Genomic DNA, 24,528 nt, shown 5'->3' with positions numbered 1-24,528 from the left:
AAATGACACCTGTGGAATTCGAAAAAAACTTTCCTTTGATGGCTAGCCATCAAAGGAAAACAATGACTATTTTTAACAACGAAGTATTAACCTAAAAACGGTCAACGCTAATCAGGGAAGTACATCAAGAGTAATATAAAAGTTAAATAAAAAAAATAAAGCTAAAAATATAAACTTGATACTCTCTACTTAATACTTAATACTGATATATAAAATGTAAAAGTTTGCTGTTAGCTAGACCGCTTGATCATTAAATTCTCTCCTCGAGGAGGGCGAGGGAGGTGTTTTTTTAATTCAGAATCTCGAATTCAGAATTCAGAATGATGAACGTGAGAAATGTAAAAGTAAAATGATAAATGTAAAATGTCAAAGTTTGCAGTTAGCTAGACAGCTTAATCATTAGATTTCCTCCTTGAGGAAGGCAAGGGAGGTGTTTTTGAATTTAGAATTTCGAATTCAGAATTCAAAATGATGAACGTAAGAAATGTAAAAGTAAAAATAATAAATATAAAATGTAAAAGTACGTCGTAAATTCTCTCCCACACACAAAAGGTTAGCGTGAAGAAAGAGTAAAAAGAAAATCTAAAACACGAAACAAAAGCCACGTGCTTACACTTAATATCTGAGACCCGAGAGCTGACTGCCGAGATGTGATAATCTAATAATCCAGAAAACTCAAAACTTCACAACTTTGTAACTTTGAAACTCCATAACTCCACAACTCCATAACTTTGTAACTCCATAACTTTGTAACTCTCTAACTCTCTAACTCTCTAACTCCACAACTTTAGATTATAACTCATAATTCTGCATTCGTAATTAGTTTGTATCTTCGTGCAACTTTTTTAGTATAGTACTATGATCAAATCTATGACGGGCTTCGGAAAGTCTATCCTTCAGCTACCTACCAAAAAAATCACGATCGAGGTGAAATCGCTTAATAGTAAAAACCTAGATCTCAATGCCAGAATTCCTTCTCAATATCGTGAAAAAGAATTAGTGATGCGAAATACCATCGCAAAATCGCTGTTACGAGGTAAAATCGACTTTGGTTTATATGTAGAGATTACCGCCGAAGAAACGTCTACCAAAATTAATGAGGCGGTAGTTAAAGATTATATACATCAATTAGAGGCTATAGATAGCTCTGGAGATGTTACAGAGCTTCTAAAAATGGCAGTTCGTATGCCAGATTCATTAAAAACGGTTCGAGAAGAAATTGATGAAGAAGAATTTAAAGCCATCAACTCGGGACTTATTGACGCGTTAACCAAAATCGATTCGTATAGAATAGATGAAGGAAAAGCACTAGAAAAAGATTTTAATCTTAGGGTGACCAACATACACAACCTGCTAGAAAAAGTAATTGCCATGGATCCCGAACGTATAGAAGCTGTAAGGGAACGACTGCACAAAGCTATAGCCGATCTAAAAGAAGAGGTAGATCAAAATCGATTCGAACAGGAACTGATTTATTATCTTGAAAAGTTTGACATTACCGAGGAGAAGGTACGCCTTACCAATCATGTTGACTATTTTTTAACCACTCTAAATTCTGTTGATTCTAACGGAAAAAAACTAGGGTTCATTTCGCAAGAGATAGGACGTGAGATCAATACGATAGGTAGCAAATCGAATTATGCCCCTATGCAACAACTGGTTGTGCAGATGAAAGACGAGCTCGAAAAAATTAAAGAACAATTACTAAATGTTTTATAATGAAGGAAGGTAAACTAATTGTGCTTTCGGCGCCTTCCGGTAGTGGAAAAACCACTTTGGTTCGATATTTATTACATAAAGAAGAACTTAATCTTGGATTTTCGATCTCAGCAGCCTCACGTGATCCCCGAGGAGCAGAAATTCATGGTAAAGACTATTATTTTTTATCCCTTCGTGAGTTCAAAGATAAAATCAAAGCTGAAGAATTTTTGGAGTGGGAAGAAGTATACCGGGATAATTTCTATGGTACTTTAAAATCTGAAGTGCAACGACTTTGGAATCAAGGAAAGCATGTTATTTTTGACATTGATGTGGTAGGAGGTTTGGATATCAAAAAAATTTATCCCGATCGCACCTTGGCCATATTTATTAAACCACCCAGTATCGAAGAGCTAAAAATCAGATTAAAAAAACGAAAGACTGAGTCTGAAGATAAAATCAACATGCGCGTTGCTAAAGCCTCGACTGAAATGGCTACAGCTCCACAATTTGATGCCATTGTTACCAATGATAATCTCGAAAACGCTAAGGAAGAGGTATATCAATTGGTGAAGAAGTTTCTTTTGAGGTAAAAATAAAAAAATAACTATATTTGAGATATCAATACTTGCCTCGCCTCTCCCTTGGAAGCGCATTTTTGGCGGGTTTTTTGTTTTTATATGAATGCTACAAATGATTATAAGAAAAAACCTAAATCCTTCAAAAACAAACAGAAAGCAGAAAAAATATTAGAAAATATTAGTTATAATCATTTAAGTGCATATTGATTTCCTTTTTTAAAAAAACCTAAAGACAAAGAATTGAATTTATATTCAGCTATTTGCATCACAGCATATTTAATGAATAGAGTACATCCTTGTCATAAATTTCGAGACAAAATTGATCTAGGTTATCCAAATAATTGGGAATTAGAGCCTCTTTGGACTAGCTAAAATAAGTGTAATGAAAAACATCGGATTATATTTTGGAACCTTTAACCCTATTCATATAGGCCATCTGGTTATTGCGAATCATATGGCCGAATTTTCTGATCTTGATGAAATTTGGATGGTGGTCACTCCTCATAACCCGTTTAAAAAGAAAAGCTCTTTATTAGATAATCATCATCGCTATGAAATGGTATTTCGTGCTACAGATTCCTATCCAAAACTAAAACCAAATGATGTCGAATTTAAGCTAGCCCAACCCAATTATACAGTACATACGCTAGCGCATCTTCAAGAAAAGTATCCTCAATATCAATTTAACCTCATTATGGGAGAAGATAATTTAAAAAACTTCCATAAATGGAAAAATTATGAAGTGCTTTTAAACAGTCATAAGATCTATGTATATCCTAGAATTGCCAAGGGTAACATTGAAAATGAATTTAAAAACCACCACAATATTCACAGAGTAGACGCACCTATTATGGAAATTTCTTCAACATTTATTCGCAAATCAATTGCTAGCTCCAAAAATGTACGACCTTTATTACCTTCGACAGTATGGCGGTATATTGACGAGATGAATTTTTATAAAAAATAGACCTAATCCATCAATTTTGGTTTTAAAAGGTATCGTTTCCGATAATTTCTTTGGCTCTCCTAATAAGGCGGTGCATTCTATCGCTTCCACCGGCTATAATACCAGCAGTTAAAATGATATCAATAGAAACAATAACCTTGATCTGTATTTCTGAAAGCTCTGCGGCAGACTCTGGTAAAATAATCCCAGACATTAAACGAAGACCCGATAAAGACAGCACTAAACCAATTACAAATGCTATGGTAATCGTTCTTTGTTGTCTAATTTGACCTCGCGTTAACAAAAAATCTTCAATTTCTCGTTTTTCTTTCATTAGTCGAATTACTTTTTCGGCACGCGTTTCTTCAGGTAACGATTGGATATCGACGATCATAGAATTCTCTGGATCATTTAAACTTTCTAAAAACTTATTGATTTCTTCTAATCGCTTTCTATTTTTGACCTTAGTTTTTTCATTAGGATCGAAAACAAATATTTCTATCACCTGCTCCACGACAAGCATAACTACTGATAAGTAGCCTAAAATAGATATAATATTGCTTAGTTCTATATTTTTAAGGTGTACCGATGGTAAATATTCCTTAAAATATATAAAGCAAAATACAGAAACTACAATTAGGATTATAATCAATGGATTTTTATACAAAGCTTTCATTTTAGATTTGGTTTAAGAGTAACGTTACATACAAAACTTCTTTTTATAAGAAATAGTGTGGCAATTAGAACATAAAGCTCACTACATTAGAATTAAAACTGTTAATCCTGGAGCTGATTAAAAATGCACATCTATTTACCCGGAAAATTAGCCTTTCGCTTTTCCAGAAATGCAGTCGTACCTTCTTTAAAATCTTCAGTACCAAAACAGTTTCCAAATTGTTCTATTTCAGTTGTAAAGCCATTAACTCCATCTTTGTAACCGGCATTTACGGCAGTAATTGCGGCACTTATAGCTACAGATGAGTTTCGTTGGATTTTGCCGGCTATCTTTTCTGCCAGCGCAATTAATTCTTCGGAAGAAGTCACATGATTTACCAATCCGAATTGCAAAGCCTGATTTGCATCGATCATTCCTGCTGTCATGATCATTTCCATAGCTCTACCCTTTCCTATAAGTTGAGGTAAACGCTGCGTACCCCCGTATCCCGGTATAACGCCTAAAGAAACCTCGGGCAATCCCATTTTGGCATTCGCACTGGCAATTCTAAAATGCGCTGCCATCGCTAATTCGAGCCCTCCTCCTAGTGCAAAGCCATTCACCGCAGCAATAACAGGGGTTGATAAATTGGCTACGTAGTCGAATAGTAATTCTTGCCCTTTTGCGGCAAGTTGACCACCTTCGTTTACAGAAAAATCAGAAAATTCGCTAATATCTGCCCCTGCAACAAAAGCTTTATCACCACTACCTGTAACGATAATAACTTTGGTATCGTGATCCAGGTCTGCCACTCTAAATGCCGCATGCAGTTCCTGAATGGTTTCTTTGTTGAGCGCATTTAACTTCGAGGGGCGGTTTATGGTTATTGTCGAAATTCCGTTACCTTGAGTCGTAAGAATATTGGTATACATAGTTTTTATTTTGTGTGCTAATTTTTTGAAGTAATTTAAGCTTTTTTGATGCTATCGAAAAATAGTATTTTATGGCGAACTGAAAAAGTTTAAACTGAAATCATCTTGTGTTTATTACATCATTATAAAGAAACTTTGGGCTCCCTGGGAAACTTTACTTTAAAAACAGTTCCTTTACCTTCTTGAGATGTAAAGGTAATACTTCCATTATAAGTCTCAACAATATTTTTTACCATTCCCAATCCTAAACCCATACCACTGGTTTTTGTAGTAAACTTTGGCTCAAAGATCTTCTTCTTGTTGTCTGCGGTAATTCCTGCACCATTATCTGCCACGGTAATCACTACTTCACCATTCTCGGCAAATACATCTACTATAATTTTTGGGGTTCGATTTTCAGGAATCGCCTGAATCCCATTTTTTACCAGGTTAGTTACTACTCGGATTAATTGTGTCCTGTCGAATTTAGCAATGATTTCTTCTTTTTCTGAAGGAAAAATGATATAATCTTCGTTAAAAATATCGAGTGCCAGACCTACAATTTTAATCACATCCAGGGTTTCATTTTTTTGTGCCGGCATTTGCGCAAAATTTGAAAATGCCGATGCAATAGAACTCATCGTATCGATTTGCTGAATCAAGGTATTACTATATTCTTGAACCTTTTGATATGCATTAGGGTCATTAGGATCAAATTTTTGTTGAAAACTTTGTACAGTAAGCCGCATCGGGGTGAGCGGATTTTTAATTTCATGAGCAACCTGCTTTGCCATCTCTCGCCAAGCGGCTTCACGTTCACTCTTGGCCAATTTAACGGCACTCTGCTCCAACTCGTCGATCATACTATTGTATGCGTTCACAAGAGAATGTATCTCATCACTGGCATCCCCAATATCAATTCGCTTATTTCGTTTGTCTAATCTTGTTTGATCAATAGTTTCAGAAATGGTTTTGAGCGATCTCGTGATATATTTAGATAAAAAATAGGCCAGAGCGATCGCGATAAGAAACATAAAAATATAAACCTGCCCTACACGCTGTAAAAACTCAATAAGCTCCCTGGTGATCAAGTCATCATCTTCTAAGTACGGTAAGTTTAGTATGCCTAAAGGTTTTGATCGAATATCGGTAATATAAGTGTACGAAGTCAGAAATTTTTCTCCGTCTTTTTCAGATTTTACTAAAAACTTTTTATCGTATAATGAAACTAAGGTGTCTAGAATAAATGCGCTTAACTGTTTATCGGTAGTATCTTTGGCAAAAACTCCTTCAGACTTTACCAAAAGCTTTCCAGATAATGAATATACGTTAATAGGCAAAGAATGTTCCTGAGAAATCTGAAAAATACGATCCCGTTCTCTAAAAATCAATTTCAGGTTCTCTTGGTTTACCGGATAGGTAGTACTCTTTAATGCATTATTGATGGCAATTTGTATTCTTTCTTCTTTTCTTTCCAATCGTTCCTGATGATATTCTTGAGCTTCTTCTTTATATTGATAAATAGAGACCGCTCCAATTAATATCGATGCTATTAAGACCAATAATGTCATCGAAATAAAAATACGAGTCCGAAGAGAAAGTTTTGATAGTTTCATTATATGAACTGGTTTAAACTTTTTTCAATTTGCTAAAAAAAATGCTGTTTTACATTTATATTCTTGAATATCCGCTACACATCATAAAATTAACTTTAATGTCTGGTCGAGCGCAGTCGAGACCTGATTTAGAGCTAGATAGATTTACTAACCTCTCGACTGCGCTCGAGGAGACAGTGCGATAGGATTGATTACGGATATTCATTTTTATATTTTATAATTTTTGACTTCCGTAGCACCGCTATGCAAATAAAAAATTACTTCATCTAAGCACAATACCTTTTGCAATCGCACCATCTGTCACCTTCCTGTCGGTCAGCCCTGCCTAAACCAAAAAAGTTTAAGCCAGTTCTATGCTTAAAGCCCTAAATATAACAAATATCAAACCAAAAGTTTAACCGGGTTTTAAGTAAGTTATTTTGGTAACCACGTCTTAAGGGCATTGAATTTCTTAAATTTGCGTAGTTTTATGATATGGACGCTACATCATTACTTTTTGTACAAGATCTTTGTGTTTCTTTTGTTTCTGAAAAAATAGAAAATCAGGTAGTAAAAGACATCTCTTTTCAGATTCAAAAGAATGAAATACTGGGAGTTGTAGGAGAATCCGGAAGCGGAAAATCTGTAACTTCTCTAGCAATCCTTGGTTTGTTACCCGTAAAAACTTCTAAAACGTCAGGAGATGTTTTTTTTGAAGGAAAGTCTCTTATGCACCTTACCGATACGCAATATCAACATATTCGGGGGAATGAGATTGCTATGATTTTTCAGGAGCCTATGAGCTCATTGAATCCATCTATGAAATGCGGAAAACAGGTCACTGAAATTTTAAAACAACATACTACTTTATCAAAAAAGGCGCGTAAGACAGAAGTATTGTCTTTATTCGAAAAGGTGAAACTCCCGAATCCGGAAAGAGTTTTTCGGTCCTATCCACATCAATTAAGCGGGGGGCAAAAACAACGCATTATGATTGCTATGGCGATAGCATGCAAGCCAAAGCTGCTTATCGCAGACGAACCTACAACAGCGTTAGATGTAACCGTACAAAAAGAGATCATACTTTTATTAAAAAACCTGCAGCAAGAATATAACATGAGCATATTGTTTATCTCTCATGATCTTTCTCTGGTTTCAGAAATCGCAGACCATGTTTTGGTAATGTATCAAGGCCGCACTATCGAATATGGTACAGCAGAAAGCATATTTAAAAACCCAAAAGAAAAATACACCAAGGCACTAATAAACGCAAGACCAGGTTTGGATGTAAGGCTAAAAACATTGCCCACTATCGCAGATTTTATGTCGGGGACCGAAGATAACAAAGAAATAATACCAACATCGCAAAGACGACAACGACATAAAAGGTTATACAACAATCCCGCCTTACTAGAGGTTGTTAATCTAGAAAAAGTATACTTTTCTAAGGTCAACCTGTTTAATAGCGAGAAGTTAAAAGCAGTTGATGGAGTTAGCTTTTCGCTATACGAAGGAGAAACCTTGGGTTTAGTGGGAGAATCAGGTTGTGGTAAATCTACACTAGGAAAAACTATTTTACAATTGGAAAAGGCCACAGCAGGCCAAATATTTTATAAAGGTGTAGATATTACGGCATTATCTACTTCTGAAATTCGAGATTTAAGAAAAGAAATTCAGCTTATTTTTCAGGATCCGTTTGCTTCGCTAAACCCCAGATTAACTGTGGGGCAAGCCATTATAGAACCCATGCAAGCCCACCAACTCTATGATACGCCACAACAAAGGCGAGAAAAAGCAATAACATTATTAGAGCGAGTGGGTTTGGATGCTGCTTACATGAATCGATACCCTCATGAATTTAGTGGCGGGCAACGCCAACGTATCGGAATTGCAAGAACTATAGCGCTATCTCCAAAGCTTATCATATGTGATGAGTCTGTAAGCGCGTTAGATATTTCTGTTCAAGCTCAGGTACTCAACTTATTAAATGAACTTAAAGAAACCCTGGGGTTTACCTACTTATTTATTTCTCACGACCTATCAGTTGTTAAATATATGTCTGATCAATTACTAGTGATGAACAAAGGAAAAATAGAAGAACAAGGTGACGCCGACAATATTTATAAAAATCCAAAAAAGGAATATACTAAAAAGTTGATTGCAGCTATTCCTAAAGGGAGATAAAATATGGCAGTCAGCTTAAGATAAGCTCGATGGCATATATTAAAAACGAATGGCCATATTAGGGTAAGCTTTGCTGTTTTATACTCTTTGGCGGTGCCAATAAAAAAACCTGTTAAGCTTAACAGTTTAACAGGTTTCATTCATCGCGACTTGGGGACAAGTTGCGCGATTCGTTAACAACAAAAAATCACATCAACAAAAATACTTTTTTAGCTAAATACATACAGTTAGAAATCAATTCCATTGTCGGTTTAACTGATTTCTGTAGACGATTTATACGCTTTTTCATAATAGGGATTGTGTGGGTTAATACTTTATTTTCTTACACTTAAAAAATAATGTATAGGGCACTATTTCTTAAGGGGTTACTAATATGCAAATAATTTTCAATTATGACGTTTAAATACAATAAAAATCGATGAAATACACTAAATTTTAACATTTTAAACATAAAATCCTGTTTTTACAACTTAAAGTAATAGTTTAAGAAAATAGAAAATATGTTGAAAGTGTAGTATTTTTCTTTCAAAACTATAATTATTCACATCTGGAATTACATAACGTAAGTTTCGCCTAATTATTATTCGTAATCATGTAATTAGTATTCGTTCGGAACTATAAAGAATTAGATTAGAAATTAACTTATATTCATTTCAGGAATGTCCCCTTCAATACTCAATTTTCCTTCGGTAGCATTCTTAATTTCATCAACACTTACTCCGGGAGCTCTTTCCAAAAGTTTAAATCCCCTACTTGTAATTTCCAGCATGGCCAAATTGGTCACAATCTTTTTTACACAGTGTACACCGGTAAGTGGTAAAGAACATTTTGAAAGCAATTTTGAGACACCTGCTTTGTTGGTATGCATCATGGCGACGATAATGTTTTCGGCACTTGCGACCAGATCCATCGCGCCCCCCATTCCTTTTACCATTTTACCTGGAATCTTCCAATTTGCGATATCACCATTGTCAGAAACCTCCATAGCTCCTAGAATAGTGAGGTCTACATGTTGACCGCGTATCATGCTAAAACTAGTGGCAGAATCAAAAAATGAAGCTCCGGGCATAGTCGTAATGGTTTGTTTTCCTGCATTAATAATGTCTGGGTCTTCTTCTCCTTCAAAAGGGAACGGACCCATACCAAGCACACCATTTTCACTCTGAAACTCTACTTCTATTCCTTTAGGAATATAATTGGCCACCAATGTAGGGATCCCAATTCCCAAATTAACGAAATACCCATCTTTCAATTCTTTTGCTATGCGTTTTGCAATTCCGTTTTTATCTAGCATACCCCAAATTATATTCCGGTTAATTTAAGTTGGGTTGCGGTGTCATTCTTAGATAAGGTTTAATTTCCTTATGCCCTTTTGGGAATAGTTCTGGTATTTCTTCATTGGATACTGAAGGGGCAATAACACAGTCTTCTCCATGGTTCCAGTTTGCAGGTGTAGCAACTTTATGATATGCTGTTAATTGTAACGAGTCTATAACACGTAGTAGTTCATCAAAATTTCTTCCTGTAGAAGCCGGATAAGTGATCGTAAGCTTTATTTTTTTATCCGGTCCAATAATAAACACCGAACGTACCGTTAATTGACTATCGGCATTGGGGTGGATCATATCATAAAGCTCAGACACCTTTCTGTCTTCATCTGCAATTATAGGAAAGTTGACGGTGGTTTCTTGAGTTTCATTAATATCATGTATCCAACCCTTATGAGATTCTAGACCATCTACACTTAGTGCGGCTACTTTTACGTTTCGCTTTGTAAACTCATCTGTATATTTGGCTACCGTGCCTAATTCGGTAGTACACACTGGCGTATAATCTGCCGGATGCGAAAACAAAATTCCCCAGCTATCCCCTAGCCAATTGTGAAAATCAATCTTTCCTTCTGTCGTTTCTGCGGTGAAGTTTGGTGCTTCATCTCCTAATCGTAATACTGCCATATTATGTAATTTGTAATGTTAAGAATAGTTATCTTTTACGAACCGTGCGCTGCTCGATTCGTTTTTCGAAGTTGTTTCCTTTAAAAATTCTTTGAACAAAAATTCCCGGAATATGAATGTGATCAGGGTTCAACGTTCCTGCGGGTACGAGCTCTTCTACCTCAGCAACTGTAATCTTTGCAGCTCCACACATGCAGGGATTAAAATTTCTTGCGGTTCCCTTAAAAATCAAATTTCCTGCTTCATCGCCTTTCCAAGCTTTTACGAATGCAAAATCGGCTTCAAACGCATGTTCCAAAACGTACATTTTTCCATTGAATTCTCTAGTCTCTTTTCCTTCTGCTACTTCTGTGCCATATCCGGCCGGAGTATATATGGCTGGGAAGCCTGCCTGTGCCGCTCTACATCGTTCTGCAAGGGTGCCCTGGGGTATCAATTCTACCTCTAATTCACCACTTAACATTTGACGCTCAAATTCATCGTTTTCTCCTACGTACGAAGATATCATTTTTTTGATTTGCTTTTTCTGAAGGAGCAAACCCAAGCCAAAATCATCCACCCCAGCGTTGTTTGAAATACAAGTAACACCTTGTATATTCATCTTCACAAGTTCTGCAATAGCATTTTCAGGAATACCACACAGACCAAACCCCCCTAGCATCAAGGTCATATGATCTTTTACATCTGATAAAGCTTCAGAAACACTGGATACTGTTTTGCGAATCATACCGTTTTATTTTGGCCACCTAAAAATACTAAAAAAATAAGAGTGCAACGACTGAAATTTGAGAGTTTTGTATCGTATTTTTCTTTACTTAAATTTACAGGTGTCTGATATACCTAGATCTACATAAAATGGCAAAAGTGATTGAACTATAAACTGAATTCATCATCTGCGATATTCTCGATAACATTTCGCTTTTTATATGCCTCACAATCTGTTTCAATTGTTAGATATTCTGGAGCTTCAAAACCTTCTTTAGAAACTTTTAATGTGTTGTCTGCATAGCATTTTCTCATGTATAATGCCCAAATAGGTAGTGCCATAGTCGCTCCCTGACCAAACTCTGTATCTTTAAAATGAGTAGACCTATCGTCTCCTCCAACCCATACTCCTGTACATAGGTTAGGAACGATCCCCATAAACCAACCATCACTTTGGTTTTGTGTGGTACCGGTTTTACCTGCTATCGGATTGCTAAATTGATAAGGGTGACCTGTAACTACGTTCTTGATAGAATATCGTGTTGAAGGTCCGGTACGCAGGCGCACACCAGAACCCGATTGGGTAACCCCTTCCATTAAGTTGATGGTTACAAAAGCAGCTTCTTTGCTAATTACATCATGTGTTTCGGGAACAAATTGATACAATACCGCCCCATTTTTATCTTCAATACTTGTAATCATGACAGGTTTTGTATAAATGCCCTGGTTGGCAAATGTACTGTAGGCACCCACCATTTCTGATAATTTGATATCTACAGATCCAAGAGCTATTGAAGCGACTTCGAGAATATCCGATTGTATTCCGGTTTTTCGAGCAAGTTTGGCGATAGGTGCCGGACCAATTTTATCCATCAATCGTGCAGAAATGGTATTCACAGATTTTGCCAACGCTTCTTTAAGACTCATATATCCCGCATAGTCAGAACTTGTGTTTTTTGGTGTCCAATCGTTTTCTATCACACCATGCGACCCTACCGGAATGGTAATTTGTGATACCGGAAGCGTGTCACAAGGCGATAATTTTAATTGATCAATCGCCGTAGCATATACAAACGGTTTGAAAGTAGATCCTACCTGCCTTGCTCCCTGGTACACATGATCATATTGAAAATGTTTGTAATCAACGCCTCCCACCCAGGCTTTTACATGTCCTGTCTGGGGCTCCATAGACATAAGACCAGATCTTAAAAACTGTTTATAGTACAGTATAGAATCCTTGGGAGTCATTATGGTATCGATTTCACCTTTCCAGCTAAATACGGTCATCTCTGTTTTGACATCAAAAGATTCGCGAATTTCCTTTTCACTTTTTCCTTCGCTCAACATTTTCTTTCTACGTGCCGAGCTTCGAATTGCTCTTTCTATAATTTTTTTCTTTTCCTCTTTGGTGATATCTCGAAACGGACTCGTTTTGTTGTTTTTTTCCTGTTTGTCAAATTCTTTCTGAAGATTTGCCATATGCTCTGCTGTTGCTTCTTCAGCATATTTTTGCATCCTAGAATCTATAGTTACATTAATACGCAAACCGTCTCTGTAGATATCAAAATATGTAGTTTCACCTTCATCATTTTGCCCTTTGGGATTATCTTTTACCCAACTAGCCATCCAGCTACGTACATATTCTCTAAAATAAGTAGCCGTTCCGTCTGAATGACCCTCGGGAGAATAATCTAAAGCCAAAGGTAATTGCCGCAGGCTATCTCTTTCTATTTCTGTGAGGTACCCATACTTTTTCATTTGACCCAATACCACATCCCTTCGGTTTTTTACCATTTCTGGTCGGCGCAATGGATTAAAAAGTGAGGAATTTTTAAGCATTCCTACCAAAACGGCAGCTTCTTCTATTTTTAATTCACTTGGTTTTTTACCAAAATAAATTCGCGATGCCGAGCTTATCCCAATAGCCTGATTTAAGAAATCGTACTTATTAAGGTACATGGTAATGATTTCGTTTTTGGTATATTGCCGCTCTAAACGCGTGGCAATTACCCATTCTTTTAATTTCTGCTCGAAGCGCTCCCATATATTTCTTGATCCACCTGTAAACAATTGTTTTGATAACTGCTGAGAAATGGTACTTGCTCCTCCTTTACTACCAAGAAAGATTACAGCGCGTAGCGTACCACGAGCATCGATCCCAGAATGATCATAATACCGGGCATCTTCGGTAGCGACAAGTGCATCTACTAGATGTTTAGGCAAGTCTTCAAAACTTACCGGTGTACGATTTTCTTTGAAAAATGTACCTATTTGAACACCGTCTGATGATATAATTTGAGTAGCCAGATCATTTTGCGGATTTTCAAGTTCTGCGAATTTTGGCATTTCGCCATAAAATCCCCAGCTTGCAAAAAGAAATAGTAAAACAATAAGAAAGATTCCTGATGCAAAAGTTATCCAAAAAATCTTGATGTACTTTAAGGTAGAAAATTCTTGACCTTTTGATGTTGTTCTTTTTTTTCTTGTTGACTTGGGTGTTGCCTTTGCCATCTTTTATGGGTTTTGAGCCTGTTCTATTCTAAATCCGATATCTGTAATTCCTTCCAGCGCATAAATGCCGTTTACTTCGCCATTTTTTCTCATGGCATGTTGTAAGCTGATCGTATATGTTCCCTGTTCGGTAAAACTAACATTTTCTTTGTACCATAACTTACTTTCCTTTAGGTCTGAAAATCCCGTGCCCAACCATTCGCCATCAGGCGCCGCCATGTCATATTCGAGGGTGTCGGTAACTACTTTACCATTAGGAAATTTCATCTGGCTAATAATGTATAAATTACTGTATCGATAGGCATTTGTATTGCGCACATTAATATATAGATCGTACTGGGTGAGCGTATCTAATTCTGGCAATGTAAAATTGATTTCTTCATCAATCTCCCACGTACCTGATACGGTTTTGTATTCATCAAAAACTTGTTTATCATCACATGCAATAATTACTAGTGATAATAAAATAACTAGTATACTACCCTTAAGTTTTATCATTGTTTTTGTTACGTGAACGATGTCTTTTATTACGTTGATTTTTAGATCTACCGTTATTTTTTTGTTCTGAATTTCCTTTTTTCGCTTTATTCGCCGTAGCCGTTTGTTTTTCTGAAGTTCCACTTTTATTAGTATTTCTTCGTTTGTTTCGGTTTTTTCTCCTTCTTTTATTGTGTTTAGGTTGATCAAAACGGGTTAAACTGTCCTGTCCTACAACGTTTTCAAAATCAGTTTTAGTATCTTCTACCAATTCTGAAGAAAATTCTTCTAAGCTGGCTACTTTTTCTTTATTGCTATTGGCTGAAATAATTTCTTTGGCATGCGCTGTAGAAATTTTATGCCAGTTCATCCATTCACCTTCATAGGCATACCATAAATATCCTTTAAAGATGTCTATTTTTTGGCAAACCGCAGTACCTTTTTCGGTATATAATTTGGTATCAGATTTTGGAAAGTCGTGTAAAGCATCTATATAGGCATCTAATTCATAATTGAGGCAACATTTTAATTTACCACATTGGCCTGCCAACTTTTGGGGGTTAAGGGATAACTGTTGATACCGCGCAGCACTTGTGTTAACCGACCTAAAATCGGTAAGCCACGTAGAGCAACACAACTCGCGACCGCAGGAGCCTATACCACCCAATCGAGCTGCCTCTTGTCTAAAGCCCACCTGGCGCATCTCTATACGCGTGCTAAATTCGTGGGCAAACTCTTTGATCAATTGTCTAAAATCAACTCGTTCTTCGGCGGTGTAGTAAAATGTGGCTTTGGATCCATCACCCTGAAACTCGATATCAGAAATTTTCATTTGTAAGTCAAGCCGGATTGCTATTTCTCTAGCTCTAACTTTCATGGTCTCTTCTTTATCCCTAGATTTTTGCCAGATGTCGATATCTTTTTGAGAGGCTTTTCTGTAGACTTTTTTGATATCGTCACTATTCAAATCCACCTTCTTCTTTTTCATTTGAATGCGCACCAGTTCCCCAGTAAGAGAAACCAAACCCACATCGTGCCCGGGAGAGGCTTCTGTAGCCACAATATCACCAATACTTAAAGAAAGATTTTCTGAATTTTTGAAGAAGCCTTTTCTTCCATTTTTAAATCGCACTTCGACACAATGAAAAGGAGTAGCGCCATTGGGAAGTGACATATTCGAGAGCCAATCAAAAACTGTTAATTTATTGCAACCATCTGTACCGCAAGTACCATTGTTCTTACACCCTTTTGGTTGCCCGTCTTTTCCAGAGGAACAACTACTACATCCCATATTGTACTCTTATATTGAAATTTGCCTGCTCTAATAATTGCAGCAAATATGATTCTTACTATCGTTAACATCTGTCGATGTTAACGTCTTAATTCGTAAAGATACTATGAAAAGCGTATAAAAAAAATTATCTGTCGTAGTATCTTGGTTTTTAAAAAAGAACCGGTTTGAATTTTTATGGTTTCAGCAAAAATGGAGGTTTTGTGCTTATTTTTTGAATTTCAAGGCTTCAGATCTTCCTTTTTTAAATATTTTATTGCTGTTTCCTTTACCTTTTCTAAGTGCTTTTTGTTCTTCAAAAGGCAGCCTATTGATTTCCATGCATGAGGTAGAACAACAATTTTCGAACGCTGCTGCACAATCTGGACATTGAATAAATAACAAATGACATGCTTCATTTTCACAATTTACATGAGTGTCACATGGTTTTCCGCATTGATGGCAATTAGAAATGATATCCTCGGATATACGTTCGGCCCTTCTGTGGTCGAAAACAAAATTTTTACCTAAAAACTTGTTTTCGAGACCTTTCTCTTCGACCTGTCGGGCGTATTCGATGATCCCTCCTTCTAGCTGATATACGTTTTTAAATCCTTTGTGTTTATAGTAGGCACTTGCCTTTTCACATCGTATACCGCCGGTACAATACATCACTAGCTTTTTATCTTTTTTGTGGTCTTTGAGATCTTCTTCTATAATGTCTAGTGAATCTCTAAAGGTATCTACATCTGGAGTGACCGCATTTTTAAAATGCCCTATTTCACTTTCATAATGATTGCGCATATCCACCAGGACCGTATCGGGATCCTCGATTAAACGGTTAAACTTCTCGGCATCTACATGTATACCTTTGTTTGTAACGTCGAAGGTATGATCGTTAAGTCCGTCGGCAACAATTTTATGCCGAACTTTTACTTTTAATTTTAAGAAAGACTTGACATCTTGTTCTCTTGCGATATTAAGTCGTACGTTTTCTAGAAAGGAAATACTATCCAGGTGTTTCTTGAAAGCTTCAAAATTGGGAGCAGGAACCGATAATTGACCATTAATCCCCTCGGTAGCGACATAAATTCTACCCAAAACATCAAGCTCGTTCCAATGGATAAAAAGATGATTTCTGAAAATTTCGGTGTTGCCGATATGCGCATATTGATAGAAAGACAACGTAAGCCGATCTGTACCGGCTTCATCGATAAGTGTCGCTCTTTCTTTTGCGCTTAATGTATTGTACAGTTGCATGCTATACTAATGCTTTACGTTAAACCCGGATTATGTATTATAAAATCTATTACGGCTTGAAATACCTTCAAAAACAAACGCTGCGCTGTATTTTTCAATTTCACCGTAGCGGTGCTATGCTAAAATTGAGAAAACACTTGTTTTATCGGCATTTCAACCCTCATTACGAAATTCTAATACATAATCCGGGTTAAAAGAAATAGTTTATATGTGGCAAAAGTACAAATCCTAGAGTAACATGCAAACGTATTTGTAAGTAACCTCCCCTCAAAGAAGATTGAAAAGGCATTTGTTGGAAAGCAAATGAGAAGCCAGCCTTTTTTGGTATACTCTTTAGACATCAGTAAACTACCTCGGGGCAAGTCCACGAGGCATTCGTTGTAAACAATTTTTCAATTTTGAGGCAAGCCTCGGAGTATTATACCCTTTGGCGGTGCCAATAAAAATGCCTTGGAACTCCATTCCAAGGCATTTTTGGGCTAATTCGTTACTAATTAATTTTAACAATAAAATTATCAATAACGAAGCTAGCCACCTTCTACTATACAACTACAAACTTTGGTAATTGTATAGCCCTCATGGTGATGTCTTGTCACTCTTTTAAGAAATTTCATCGTTCACCGCTCTCCAGCTTTTGTTCATTGTTTGCTTTCTTTGTAGATAACCAAAAAGAAAAAGGGTTGCGTGTTATTTTGTTAATACAACACTTAATAGATAGTCATGCATTCATAAAATCACAAATTTTGGTTTTAAGACGAGATTTTTTAAGGACTGTTATACTATTATAGTATCATTATCGTGTCGTAGATATCATCTAGAAAGCCATAGCGCCTGTATCCCGCTTCTGATCCACTACATCAAACTCATTAAAAAACATTCCCGTAAAACGTATATATACTTCTCGCTTTGTTGTTGATAATGATTTTAGAATCCTTATCTCAGCTATAAAAAGAAATAGTACTTTAGCAGAAAGTTAATATAAATGTCGAATCCAGATATATTTGAACAACAAATGAGTACAGAGAAGGACGCAAAACTAAAAGCATTAAAATTAACCCTTGATAAACTAGATAAAGCTTATGGAAAAGGAACAGTAATGAAAATGAGCGATAGCTCTGTCCAGGAAGTAGATGTCATTCCGACGGGTTCATTAGGCCTAGATTTGGCATTGGGTGTGGGTGGATATCCAAAAGGTCGAGTGATCGAGATCTATGGTCCTGAGTCTTCTGGTAAAACCACACTTACCTTACATGCTATTGCTCAGGCTCAAAAAGCAGGGGGTATCGCTGCATTTATTGATGCAGAACATGCTTTTGATCGTTTTTATGCTGAAAAATTGGGAGTAGATATTGATGACCTCATCATATCACAACCAGATCACGGGGAGCAGGCACTAGAGATCGCCGATAATTTAATTCGATCAGGAGCCATTGATATCATCGTTATTGATTCTGTTGCTGCGCTTACTCCTAAAAGTGAAATTGAAGGCGAAATGGGAGATTCAAAAATGGGGCTACACGCACGATTAATGTCACAGGCCCTACGTAAATTAACTAGCTCGATAAGTAAAACCAATTGTACGGTTATTTTTATCAACCAGCTGCGTGAAAAGATCGGAGTCATGTTTGGAAATCCCGAAACCACTACCGGTGGAAATGCCTTGAAATTTTATGCTTCGGTACGTCTTGATATTCGTCGTTCTACACAGATTAAAGATAGCAATAGTGAGGTACAGGGTAATAAAACACGGGTAAAAGTTGTTAAAAACAAAGTAGCTCCTCCGTTTAGAACTGCTGAATTTGATATTATGTATGGTGAAGGTATTTCTAAAACCGGAGAAATTATTGATGTAGGTGTTGATTATGAGATCATCAAGAAAAGTGGTTCATGGTTTAGTTACCAAGATACCAAATTGGGTCAGGGACGCGATGCGGTAAAGTCCTTACTTAACGACAACCCCGAACTTATGGAGGAACTCGAAGAAAAAATTAAAGAGGCGATAAAAATTATAAAAGAGTAAGTTACTTCGGGCTTAGCCCGCGGTACATATAAATATTATTTTATACTTCTACATACAGAAATTTAGAGATATTTGGTAAAATAGTCTGTATTATCTGTAGGGTACCACCTATTAATCTCGGTTTGGATACATTTCCTGACCGAGATTTTTTATATCTTCAAGCAACCTAATTAAGGCTATTACATCTTCTTAGTAGAAGTAAATAGATAATGAACTGGTTTTACAATTTTTTGATTATGAAAAGTCAAGATAAGTTCTAAACCAAATCTACCCCATAACCCTGAAGTAATGAAACAAGCACAATTTTTTATAGTATTTTGTATTGCCTTGCTATGTACTGCATGTTTGCAAGAGGACGACACTGCTACACCATTTTTTTATAATGCTGTTGCTATAGAAGAAGTAATTATACCCGATCAGTTCAATCCGGGTAAAACGTATGATATTGAAGTTACGTATTTTAGACCCACGACGTGTCATTCTTTTTCTGGAATTGAATACAATGGGTTTCGTAATGAACGCACTATTGTTATCATTAATGTAGTCATTGATAACCAAAACGAACCATGCGAAGAACTTGAACGTACAGATCTTCGCAAGGAGTCCCTTTCGTTTACTGCAGGTAACGAAGATTCGTATATTTTTAAATTCTGGCAAAATAGAAATGAACAAGGCGAAGATCAATATTTAACTATCGAAGTACCGGTAATCGAAGAAGAGCAAACCACCTCAGGGTTAACAAATGAGGCATTTAATAGAAATTAAGTTAGTATTTCGAGGCTTTTCTCGAAGCATTCAGGTCTCGATTATCGAGTTAATAACAAAAAATCAAGGGGTTAGTGGGTTTAGATCAACTCATAAAAAAATGTAAGAAAAAAAATGCTGAAGCGCAGAAGCAACTATACCATATGTATAGTAGCAAACTGTTTGCTATCTGTCTAAAGTATTCAAACGATTATGCTACCGCAGAAGATACGTTACAAGACGCGTTTATACTCATTTTTGAAAAGATCAAACAATACAAACACAAAGGCTCTTTTGAAGGGTGGTTAAAAAGAGTTACTATTAATACTGCGTTGCAAAAATTTAGAAAACAAAAGGTTTTCGACCTAAGCAATGTAGATCAAATGGAAGATGCAGAAGTTGAAATTAATGACGAAGAAGTCTCTTTAGATTATCTTTTACAAATTATCCAGCAGTTGCCTGATCGTTATCGTATGGTGTTCAATCTATATGTACTAGACGGATATGCACATAAAGAAATTGCTGAGTTACTAGAAATTTCTATAGGTACTTCTAAATCGAACCTGGCCAGAGCTAGAAATATTTTGAAAACCAAACTCGAAACGGAAAGAGCTTCATGTATTCGAGCCATTGATAAACAAAGATGAATACTAAGAAAAACATAGACCGGTTATTTCAGGAAAAATTCAAGGATTTTGAAGCGATCCCAGATAAAAAGGTCTGGGAGCGTATCAAAGAACACAAAGACCGAAAAAGGACAGTATTGCTCCCTTTTTGGTATAGAATTGCGGGGGTTGCCGCAGTAGCTGCCATCTTATTTACTATAGGATACTTTTCTATATATAGCGATACTTCTACCGAAACTATAGTGAATACTTCTACCGAAGACACAAAGACTAAAACTCCCTCAACACCAGAAGATGTAGCACAACCGCCTATCAAATATGATCAAAATAATAGTGTGGTTTTTTCAGCTAAAGAAAAAAATAATACGTTAAAGGATCTACAAAACGAAGATTTGAAATACCCTGCTACCGATAGCAATAGTGTTCGAGAAATACACCCTATATCTTCAAAAACTAACGTAGCAAACACTACACAACCACCCAATACTGAGGCGCTACAAGAGCATAAAGTGACAAACACTGCGCAAAGCAATACAAATACAGGGCGCTTGGTAAATAAATCGTCGCATCTGTCACAAGATATGAATGGCGATCTGCTTACGCAAAAACATACTCAAACCGAACACACAGCTATAGCTCAACAGGAAAAGCAAAATAATTCTAAAGAACATTTATATTCAAAAGAACAAGAAACTGAAGTCGCCTCTACTCCTGCTCCATTAGTAGCACATCATGAAAATGATAAAGAAAAATCTATTGTAAAAATAGGCGCTAATGAACAGGTTACAGATAAAAACCCTAAGAAAAAATCCCTGCTCGATGCCGTAGCGCATTCAGAAGAGAAAAGTACCGAAAATAAAGAGGTCACCAAAAAATGGCAAGTTTCGCCTAATGTAGCACCTGTATATTATAATTCTTTAGGTAATGGCTCTTCTATAGATTCTCAATTCGCAGATAATAGTAAAAGTGGTCAGGTAAATTTAAGTTATGGCGTGCAGGTTTCATATGCTATTAACAATCGACTGCGTATTCGATCGGGAGTACACAAAGTAGATCTTGGGTATACTACACAAAACATAGGATTCTCACCTTCGAGTACTGTAGGTCGCAATTTAGAAAGTATTACGTATAATCGTAATGCCGAAATTATTTTGGTAGCTGATATCGGTCGAAGTGAAACTAACAGCTTTGTCGCCACCGATATTAATAGAGCACCAATTAATTTAACTCAAAATGAAGGGTTGCTTCTGCAACAAATAGGATATATCGAGGTTCCTCTCGAAATGAAATACGCCTTGATTAACAAAAAGTTAGGTGTCAATATGATTGGTGGTTTAAGTACTTTATTTTTACAAGGTAACGAAGTTTCTATTCAGGCTGGTGATTTCGAAACTATAATAGGAGAAGCCAATAATTTAAGTGAGGTTAGTTTTACAGGCAACTTTGGCATAGGAGTTGATTATAGTATTTCTAAGCAATTTCAACTTAATCTAGAGCCTATTTTTAAGTATCAATTTAATGCTGTAGAGGGAAATACAACTAATTTTAGGCCCTATTATTTTGGAATATATACAGGGGTGAGTATAAAATTTTAGATTTCGGTATTGCACATTGTTATTACCGATATCATATCATATGTTTAGTTGGTTGGGGTAGTATTGCTTAGGTATAAAGCAATGATGAACAAAGCCGTTTCTGGGGAGGAACGGCTTTTGTATATTTTGCCATTGCGTCAGCTCAGATCAACAATGAATTATTTTAACTCGTTTTATTATTCTGTAGTGCTGTTAAAATGGTAGTTCGTACCCTTTCTTTGATCTCTTTTTTGTGTTCCTGTGTTCGACCTTTAGTCGAAATTTCATGATGGATATGACCTCTCATTATCCCAGGACTACCACTAAAAAAGGTATAAGAAAATCGCTTCTTATTATCAAAAAATGTTAACGGCAGGATAGGGATTTGATGATCTATTGCCAGTCTAAATGCCCCGTCTTTAAAATCATCTAATAAGATCGATTGATCCTCGGGTACACCGCCTTCAGGAAAAATACAAATACTGGTTCCATTGTGTAATCTGGCATGAGCCCTGTCAAATACTTCTTTTCGGCTTCTCTGGCTATTACGATCGACAAGAATACAGGTGCGCTTATAGAAAAAGCCAAAAATCGGAATTTTAGCCAATTCCTTTTTACCCACAAAAACGAAAGGATTTTTTACACAATAGAGCATAAACATGATATCGGTCATCGAGGTGTGATTCGCAACGAACATATAACTTTTTTTATGGTCTACTACGACCTCGTGAGTCACTTTTGGTAGAAACCCAGAGCCATATAAAACAATTTTTGCCCAGAACCGTGCTACTTTAAAAAATTGAGGATACCATTGTTCTCTAGACGTAAGTACCAGTAATACCGGAAACATCAGGATTATTGGGATTCCCATAACAATGTAAAACCAAATACGCCATAAAAGAATAAATATGTTCCTGATAAAGATCATTAATTCAAAAATACATAATTGGTTTGATGTATCTACACAAAAAAATTACCTTTGCTGGAAAAGCCATGGCGCAAGCATAGTAGAGTAAGAAGTAAAATCATAGTTGCGCAACGGCCAAAAGTTAATAAAAACGGCATTAACGCTGCTATATATAGTTCTTACAGGGCTTATATTGAGTGTCAAATCTTGTACATATATGCAATAGTGCAACCAGGTTTGAAAATGTTAAGAATAAACTACCTCGGGGCAATCCCACGAGGTATTTGTAAGAAACTGAATTTTAATTTCAAGGCAATCCTTAGGGTATTAAACCTTTCGGCGGTGCCAAAACACAGATCAACACTATGTCCAGAATTCTTACAGGGGTGCAAAGTACAGGAACTCCACATCTAGGAAATTTACTGGGGGCTATAATCCCGGCTATAAAAATGGCAAACGAGCCTCAAAATGAGTCGTTTTTATTTATCGCCGATATGCATTCGCTTACCCAAATAAAAGACGCCAAAACTTTACGAGAGAATACATATGCTACTGCTGCAGCTTGGTTGGCCTGCGGATTAGATATTGATAACACTATTTTTTACAGGCAAAGCGACATCCCCCAGGTTACTGAATTAAATTGGTACTTAAGTTGTTTTTTTCCTTATCAACGACTTACGTTAGCCCATTCATTTAAAGATAAAGCCGATCGTCTTGAAGATGTTAATGCCGGTCTTTTTACCTATCCTATGCTAATGGCCGCTGATATTCTACTTTATGATGCTGAAATAGTGCCTGTAGGCAAAGATCAGTTACAACATCTAGAAATAACCAGAGATGTAGCTTCGCGCATACATGCTCAGGTTGGTGAATTATTTGTACTTCCTGAAGCTCAAGTACAAAAAGAAACTATGTATGTACCCGGGACAGACGGAAGCAAAATGAGCAAATCCAAAGGCAATATCATTAATCTTTTTTTGCCTGATAAGCAACTACGAAAGCAAATTATGTCGATCGCCACAGATAGCACACCCCTAGAAGATCCAAAAGATCCCGAAACTTGTAATGTTTTTGCTCTTTATAGACTTATAGCCTCTGCCAAACAACTATCTGAAATGCATGACAATTACCTGGCTGGTAATTATGGATATGGTCACGCAAAACAAGCGTTGTTCGAACTACTTATTGAAAAATTCGCAAAAGAACGTGAACGCTACACATATTATACGGAGCATTTGGATGAAGTGGACAAAGCCTTGTCAATAGGTGCTAAAAAAGCATCACAGGTAGCTAATCAAGTACTAGAAAAAGTTAGAAAAAGAATAGGATATTAATTAGTCGACTCAACACCTTTAAAAGAAGCTTATCACACGACTTACTATTAAAAGCTTACACAATTTAAAGTAAAGGTTTTTACCCGTTGTGTATTTCGATTTTTTCATTCAAAATCTATTAATTCGAGTATTTTTTTTCTGTGTCATCTCGATCGGAGTCAAGAGGTTATTGGAAAAAATCACTCAAATTGACGCTTTTCTTTGTTATTCCTTTCATAATACACAACGGGTGATTTTTATAATTTTTTAAGGGAAAAATTCACCTGAACTATGGATTCCCGTAAAAAAGATATTTGTTTTCTTGCTACATTACGTCAGAGAAAAATTGCTGAATTTTATGTAAGGGGATCTATGCAATGAAATAAGCGATAACTAGATGGTAGATGGTATTATATATACGATAAGTAGAAAAATAAACTACGTATATGTAGAAAAGCCACCCTGTGGTGAGTAAACTAGGAATCGAATGAACACTTTATTCTGATTCATGCAGTTAGAATTATACTTTAAAATCTTGTATTCTTAATCCTATTAATTTGGCTATGGTGATGTATAAAAATGTCTTTGTCACAGTG

Annotated in this window: 20 protein-coding genes; 9 read left to right on the top strand and 11 right to left on the bottom strand. The window is 36.3% G+C overall.

The genetic code is table 11. The features are described from left to right. The first annotated feature begins 858 nt into the window (after positions 1-858). The 3 genes from J8281_RS14395 (at position 859) to nadD (ending at position 3,246) form a co-directional block, all read left to right on the top strand. Positions 859-1,719: a YicC/YloC family endoribonuclease gene (locus J8281_RS14395; protein ID WP_210198337.1), complete on the top strand. Its 861-nt coding sequence runs from the start codon at positions 859-861 to the stop codon at positions 1,717-1,719. Continuing rightward, positions 1,719-2,291 (top strand): guanylate kinase, encoded by a 573-nt coding sequence (gene gmk / locus J8281_RS14390; RefSeq protein WP_210198336.1) that lies wholly within the window; start codon positions 1,719-1,721, stop codon positions 2,289-2,291. The genes J8281_RS14395 and gmk overlap by 1 nt, the downstream gene beginning before the upstream one ends. Before the next feature lie 370 nt (positions 2,292-2,661). Beyond that, a complete protein-coding gene (gene nadD / locus J8281_RS14385) occupies positions 2,662-3,246 on the top strand; it encodes a nicotinate (nicotinamide) nucleotide adenylyltransferase (protein WP_210198335.1) in 585 nt (194 codons plus the stop codon). Between the two features lie 22 nt (positions 3,247-3,268). On the opposite strand, the gene J8281_RS14380 is transcribed toward nadD, so the two are convergent. From J8281_RS14380 to J8281_RS14370, 3 genes are all read right to left on the bottom strand, one after another. After that, the gene (locus J8281_RS14380) at positions 3,269-3,901 is read right to left on the bottom strand and encodes a hypothetical protein (RefSeq protein ID WP_210198334.1); all 633 of its coding nucleotides are present in this window, start codon (positions 3,899-3,901) and stop codon (positions 3,269-3,271) included. Positions 3,902-4,032: 131 nt separating this feature from the next. Beyond that, entirely contained in the window at positions 4,033-4,812 is a 780-nt protein-coding gene (locus J8281_RS14375) for an enoyl-CoA hydratase/isomerase family protein (RefSeq protein ID WP_210198333.1), read from the bottom strand. Positions 4,813-4,934: 122 nt separating this feature from the next. Then, a complete protein-coding gene (locus tag J8281_RS14370) occupies positions 4,935-6,407 on the bottom strand; it encodes an ATP-binding protein (protein ID WP_210198332.1) in 1,473 nt (490 codons plus the stop codon). A 474-nt stretch (positions 6,408-6,881) separates the two neighbouring features. Here J8281_RS14370 and J8281_RS14365 point away from each other — a divergent pair, with 474 nt between their 5' ends. Further along, positions 6,882-8,570, top strand: coding sequence for an ABC transporter ATP-binding protein (locus J8281_RS14365; protein ID WP_210198331.1), 1,689 nt, complete (start codon positions 6,882-6,884; stop codon positions 8,568-8,570). Positions 8,571-9,207: 637 nt separating this feature from the next. Here the strand turns inward: J8281_RS14365 and J8281_RS14360 are convergent. The 7 genes from J8281_RS14360 to J8281_RS14330 form a co-directional block, all read right to left on the bottom strand. Continuing rightward, on the bottom strand, positions 9,208-9,864 hold the full coding sequence (locus tag J8281_RS14360) for a CoA transferase subunit B (RefSeq protein WP_210198330.1): 657 nt from the start codon (positions 9,862-9,864) through the stop codon (positions 9,208-9,210). 19 nt (positions 9,865-9,883) lie between these two features. Further along, positions 9,884-10,525: a peroxiredoxin gene (locus J8281_RS14355; RefSeq protein ID WP_210198329.1), complete on the bottom strand. Its 642-nt coding sequence runs from the start codon at positions 10,523-10,525 to the stop codon at positions 9,884-9,886. A gap of 28 nt (positions 10,526-10,553) precedes the next feature. Further along, on the bottom strand, positions 10,554-11,252 hold the full coding sequence (locus J8281_RS14350; RefSeq protein WP_210198328.1) for a CoA transferase subunit A: 699 nt from the start codon (positions 11,250-11,252) through the stop codon (positions 10,554-10,556). A 146-nt stretch (positions 11,253-11,398) separates the two neighbouring features. Next, a complete protein-coding gene (locus J8281_RS14345) occupies positions 11,399-13,741 on the bottom strand; it encodes a penicillin-binding protein 1A (protein WP_210198327.1) in 2,343 nt (780 codons plus the stop codon). A 3-nt stretch (positions 13,742-13,744) separates the two neighbouring features. Continuing rightward, complete coding sequence (locus tag J8281_RS14340) at positions 13,745-14,239, bottom strand: gliding motility lipoprotein GldH (RefSeq protein WP_210198326.1); 495 nt, start codon at positions 14,237-14,239, stop codon at positions 13,745-13,747. Then, positions 14,226-15,509, bottom strand: a complete 1,284-nt coding sequence (locus J8281_RS14335) for a regulatory iron-sulfur-containing complex subunit RicT (RefSeq protein WP_210198325.1) — start codon at positions 15,507-15,509, stop codon at positions 14,226-14,228. The genes J8281_RS14340 and J8281_RS14335 overlap by 14 nt, the downstream gene beginning before the upstream one ends. Before the next feature lie 207 nt (positions 15,510-15,716). Next, entirely contained in the window at positions 15,717-16,748 is a 1,032-nt protein-coding gene (locus J8281_RS14330) for a rhodanese-related sulfurtransferase (RefSeq protein ID WP_210198324.1), read from the bottom strand. Positions 16,749-17,760: 1,012 nt separating this feature from the next. Here J8281_RS14330 and recA point away from each other — a divergent pair. The 4 genes from recA (at position 17,761) to J8281_RS14310 (ending at position 21,733) form a co-directional block, all read left to right on the top strand. Further along, positions 17,761-18,768: a recombinase RecA gene (gene recA / locus J8281_RS14325; protein ID WP_210198345.1), complete on the top strand. Its 1,008-nt coding sequence runs from the start codon at positions 17,761-17,763 to the stop codon at positions 18,766-18,768. 288 nt (positions 18,769-19,056) lie between these two features. Then, a complete protein-coding gene (locus tag J8281_RS14320; RefSeq protein WP_210198323.1) occupies positions 19,057-19,533 on the top strand; it encodes a hypothetical protein in 477 nt (158 codons plus the stop codon). A gap of 74 nt (positions 19,534-19,607) precedes the next feature. Continuing rightward, positions 19,608-20,159: an RNA polymerase sigma factor gene (locus tag J8281_RS14315; RefSeq protein ID WP_210198322.1), complete on the top strand. Its 552-nt coding sequence runs from the start codon at positions 19,608-19,610 to the stop codon at positions 20,157-20,159. Continuing rightward, entirely contained in the window at positions 20,156-21,733 is a 1,578-nt protein-coding gene (locus J8281_RS14310; RefSeq protein WP_210198321.1) for a hypothetical protein, read from the top strand. The genes J8281_RS14315 and J8281_RS14310 overlap by 4 nt, the downstream gene beginning before the upstream one ends. 163 nt (positions 21,734-21,896) lie before the next feature. Here J8281_RS14310 and J8281_RS14305 read toward each other — a convergent pair whose 3' ends face one another. After that, positions 21,897-22,583: a lysophospholipid acyltransferase family protein gene (locus tag J8281_RS14305; RefSeq protein ID WP_371812621.1), complete on the bottom strand. Its 687-nt coding sequence runs from the start codon at positions 22,581-22,583 to the stop codon at positions 21,897-21,899. Positions 22,584-22,984: 401 nt separating this feature from the next. On the opposite strand from J8281_RS14305, the gene trpS reads away from it, so the two are divergent. Beyond that, a complete protein-coding gene (trpS, locus tag J8281_RS14300) occupies positions 22,985-23,953 on the top strand; it encodes a tryptophan--tRNA ligase (RefSeq protein WP_210198319.1) in 969 nt (322 codons plus the stop codon). Positions 23,954-24,528: the final 575 nt, after the last annotated feature.

This window comes from Aquimarina sp. U1-2 (genome assembly GCF_017897595.1).
Taxonomy (GTDB): domain Bacteria; phylum Bacteroidota; class Bacteroidia; order Flavobacteriales; family Flavobacteriaceae; genus Aquimarina.
The sequence above is the reverse complement of the archived record's forward strand: the minus strand, read 5'-3'. Positions and strand labels throughout refer to the sequence as shown.

Bases quoted from the DNA above. Each gene is read 5' to 3' on its own strand.
- nadD (WP_210198335.1), top strand. From the start codon at position 2,662: ATGAAAAACATCGGATTATATTTTGGAACCTTTAACCCTATTCATATA.
- J8281_RS14355 (WP_210198329.1), bottom strand. From the start codon at position 10,525: ATGGCAGTATTACGATTAGGAGATGAAGCACCAAACTTCACCGCAGAA.
- J8281_RS14335 (WP_210198325.1), bottom strand. From the start codon at position 15,509: ATGGGATGTAGTAGTTGTTCCTCTGGAAAAGACGGGCAACCAAAAGGG.
- J8281_RS14380 (WP_210198334.1), bottom strand. From the start codon at position 3,901: ATGAAAGCTTTGTATAAAAATCCATTGATTATAATCCTAATTGTAGTT.
- J8281_RS14305 (WP_371812621.1), bottom strand. From the start codon at position 22,583: ATGGGAATCCCAATAATCCTGATGTTTCCGGTATTACTGGTACTTACG.
- trpS (WP_210198319.1), top strand. From the start codon at position 22,985: ATGTCCAGAATTCTTACAGGGGTGCAAAGTACAGGAACTCCACATCTA.
- gmk (WP_210198336.1), top strand. From the start codon at position 1,719: ATGAAGGAAGGTAAACTAATTGTGCTTTCGGCGCCTTCCGGTAGTGGA.
- J8281_RS14375 (WP_210198333.1), bottom strand. From the start codon at position 4,812: ATGTATACCAATATTCTTACGACTCAAGGTAACGGAATTTCGACAATA.
- J8281_RS14365 (WP_210198331.1), top strand. From the start codon at position 6,882: ATGGACGCTACATCATTACTTTTTGTACAAGATCTTTGTGTTTCTTTT.
- J8281_RS14310 (WP_210198321.1), top strand. From the start codon at position 20,156: ATGAATACTAAGAAAAACATAGACCGGTTATTTCAGGAAAAATTCAAG.
- J8281_RS14395 (WP_210198337.1), top strand. From the start codon at position 859: ATGATCAAATCTATGACGGGCTTCGGAAAGTCTATCCTTCAGCTACCT.
- J8281_RS14370 (WP_210198332.1), bottom strand. From the start codon at position 6,407: ATGAAACTATCAAAACTTTCTCTTCGGACTCGTATTTTTATTTCGATG.
- J8281_RS14340 (WP_210198326.1), bottom strand. From the start codon at position 14,239: ATGATAAAACTTAAGGGTAGTATACTAGTTATTTTATTATCACTAGTA.
- recA (WP_210198345.1), top strand. From the start codon at position 17,761: ATGAGTACAGAGAAGGACGCAAAACTAAAAGCATTAAAATTAACCCTT.
- J8281_RS14320 (WP_210198323.1), top strand. From the start codon at position 19,057: ATGAAACAAGCACAATTTTTTATAGTATTTTGTATTGCCTTGCTATGT.
- J8281_RS14345 (WP_210198327.1), bottom strand. From the start codon at position 13,741: ATGGCAAAGGCAACACCCAAGTCAACAAGAAAAAAAAGAACAACATCA.
- J8281_RS14360 (WP_210198330.1), bottom strand. From the start codon at position 9,864: ATGCTAGATAAAAACGGAATTGCAAAACGCATAGCAAAAGAATTGAAA.
- J8281_RS14330 (WP_210198324.1), bottom strand. From the start codon at position 16,748: ATGCAACTGTACAATACATTAAGCGCAAAAGAAAGAGCGACACTTATC.
- J8281_RS14350 (WP_210198328.1), bottom strand. From the start codon at position 11,252: ATGATTCGCAAAACAGTATCCAGTGTTTCTGAAGCTTTATCAGATGTA.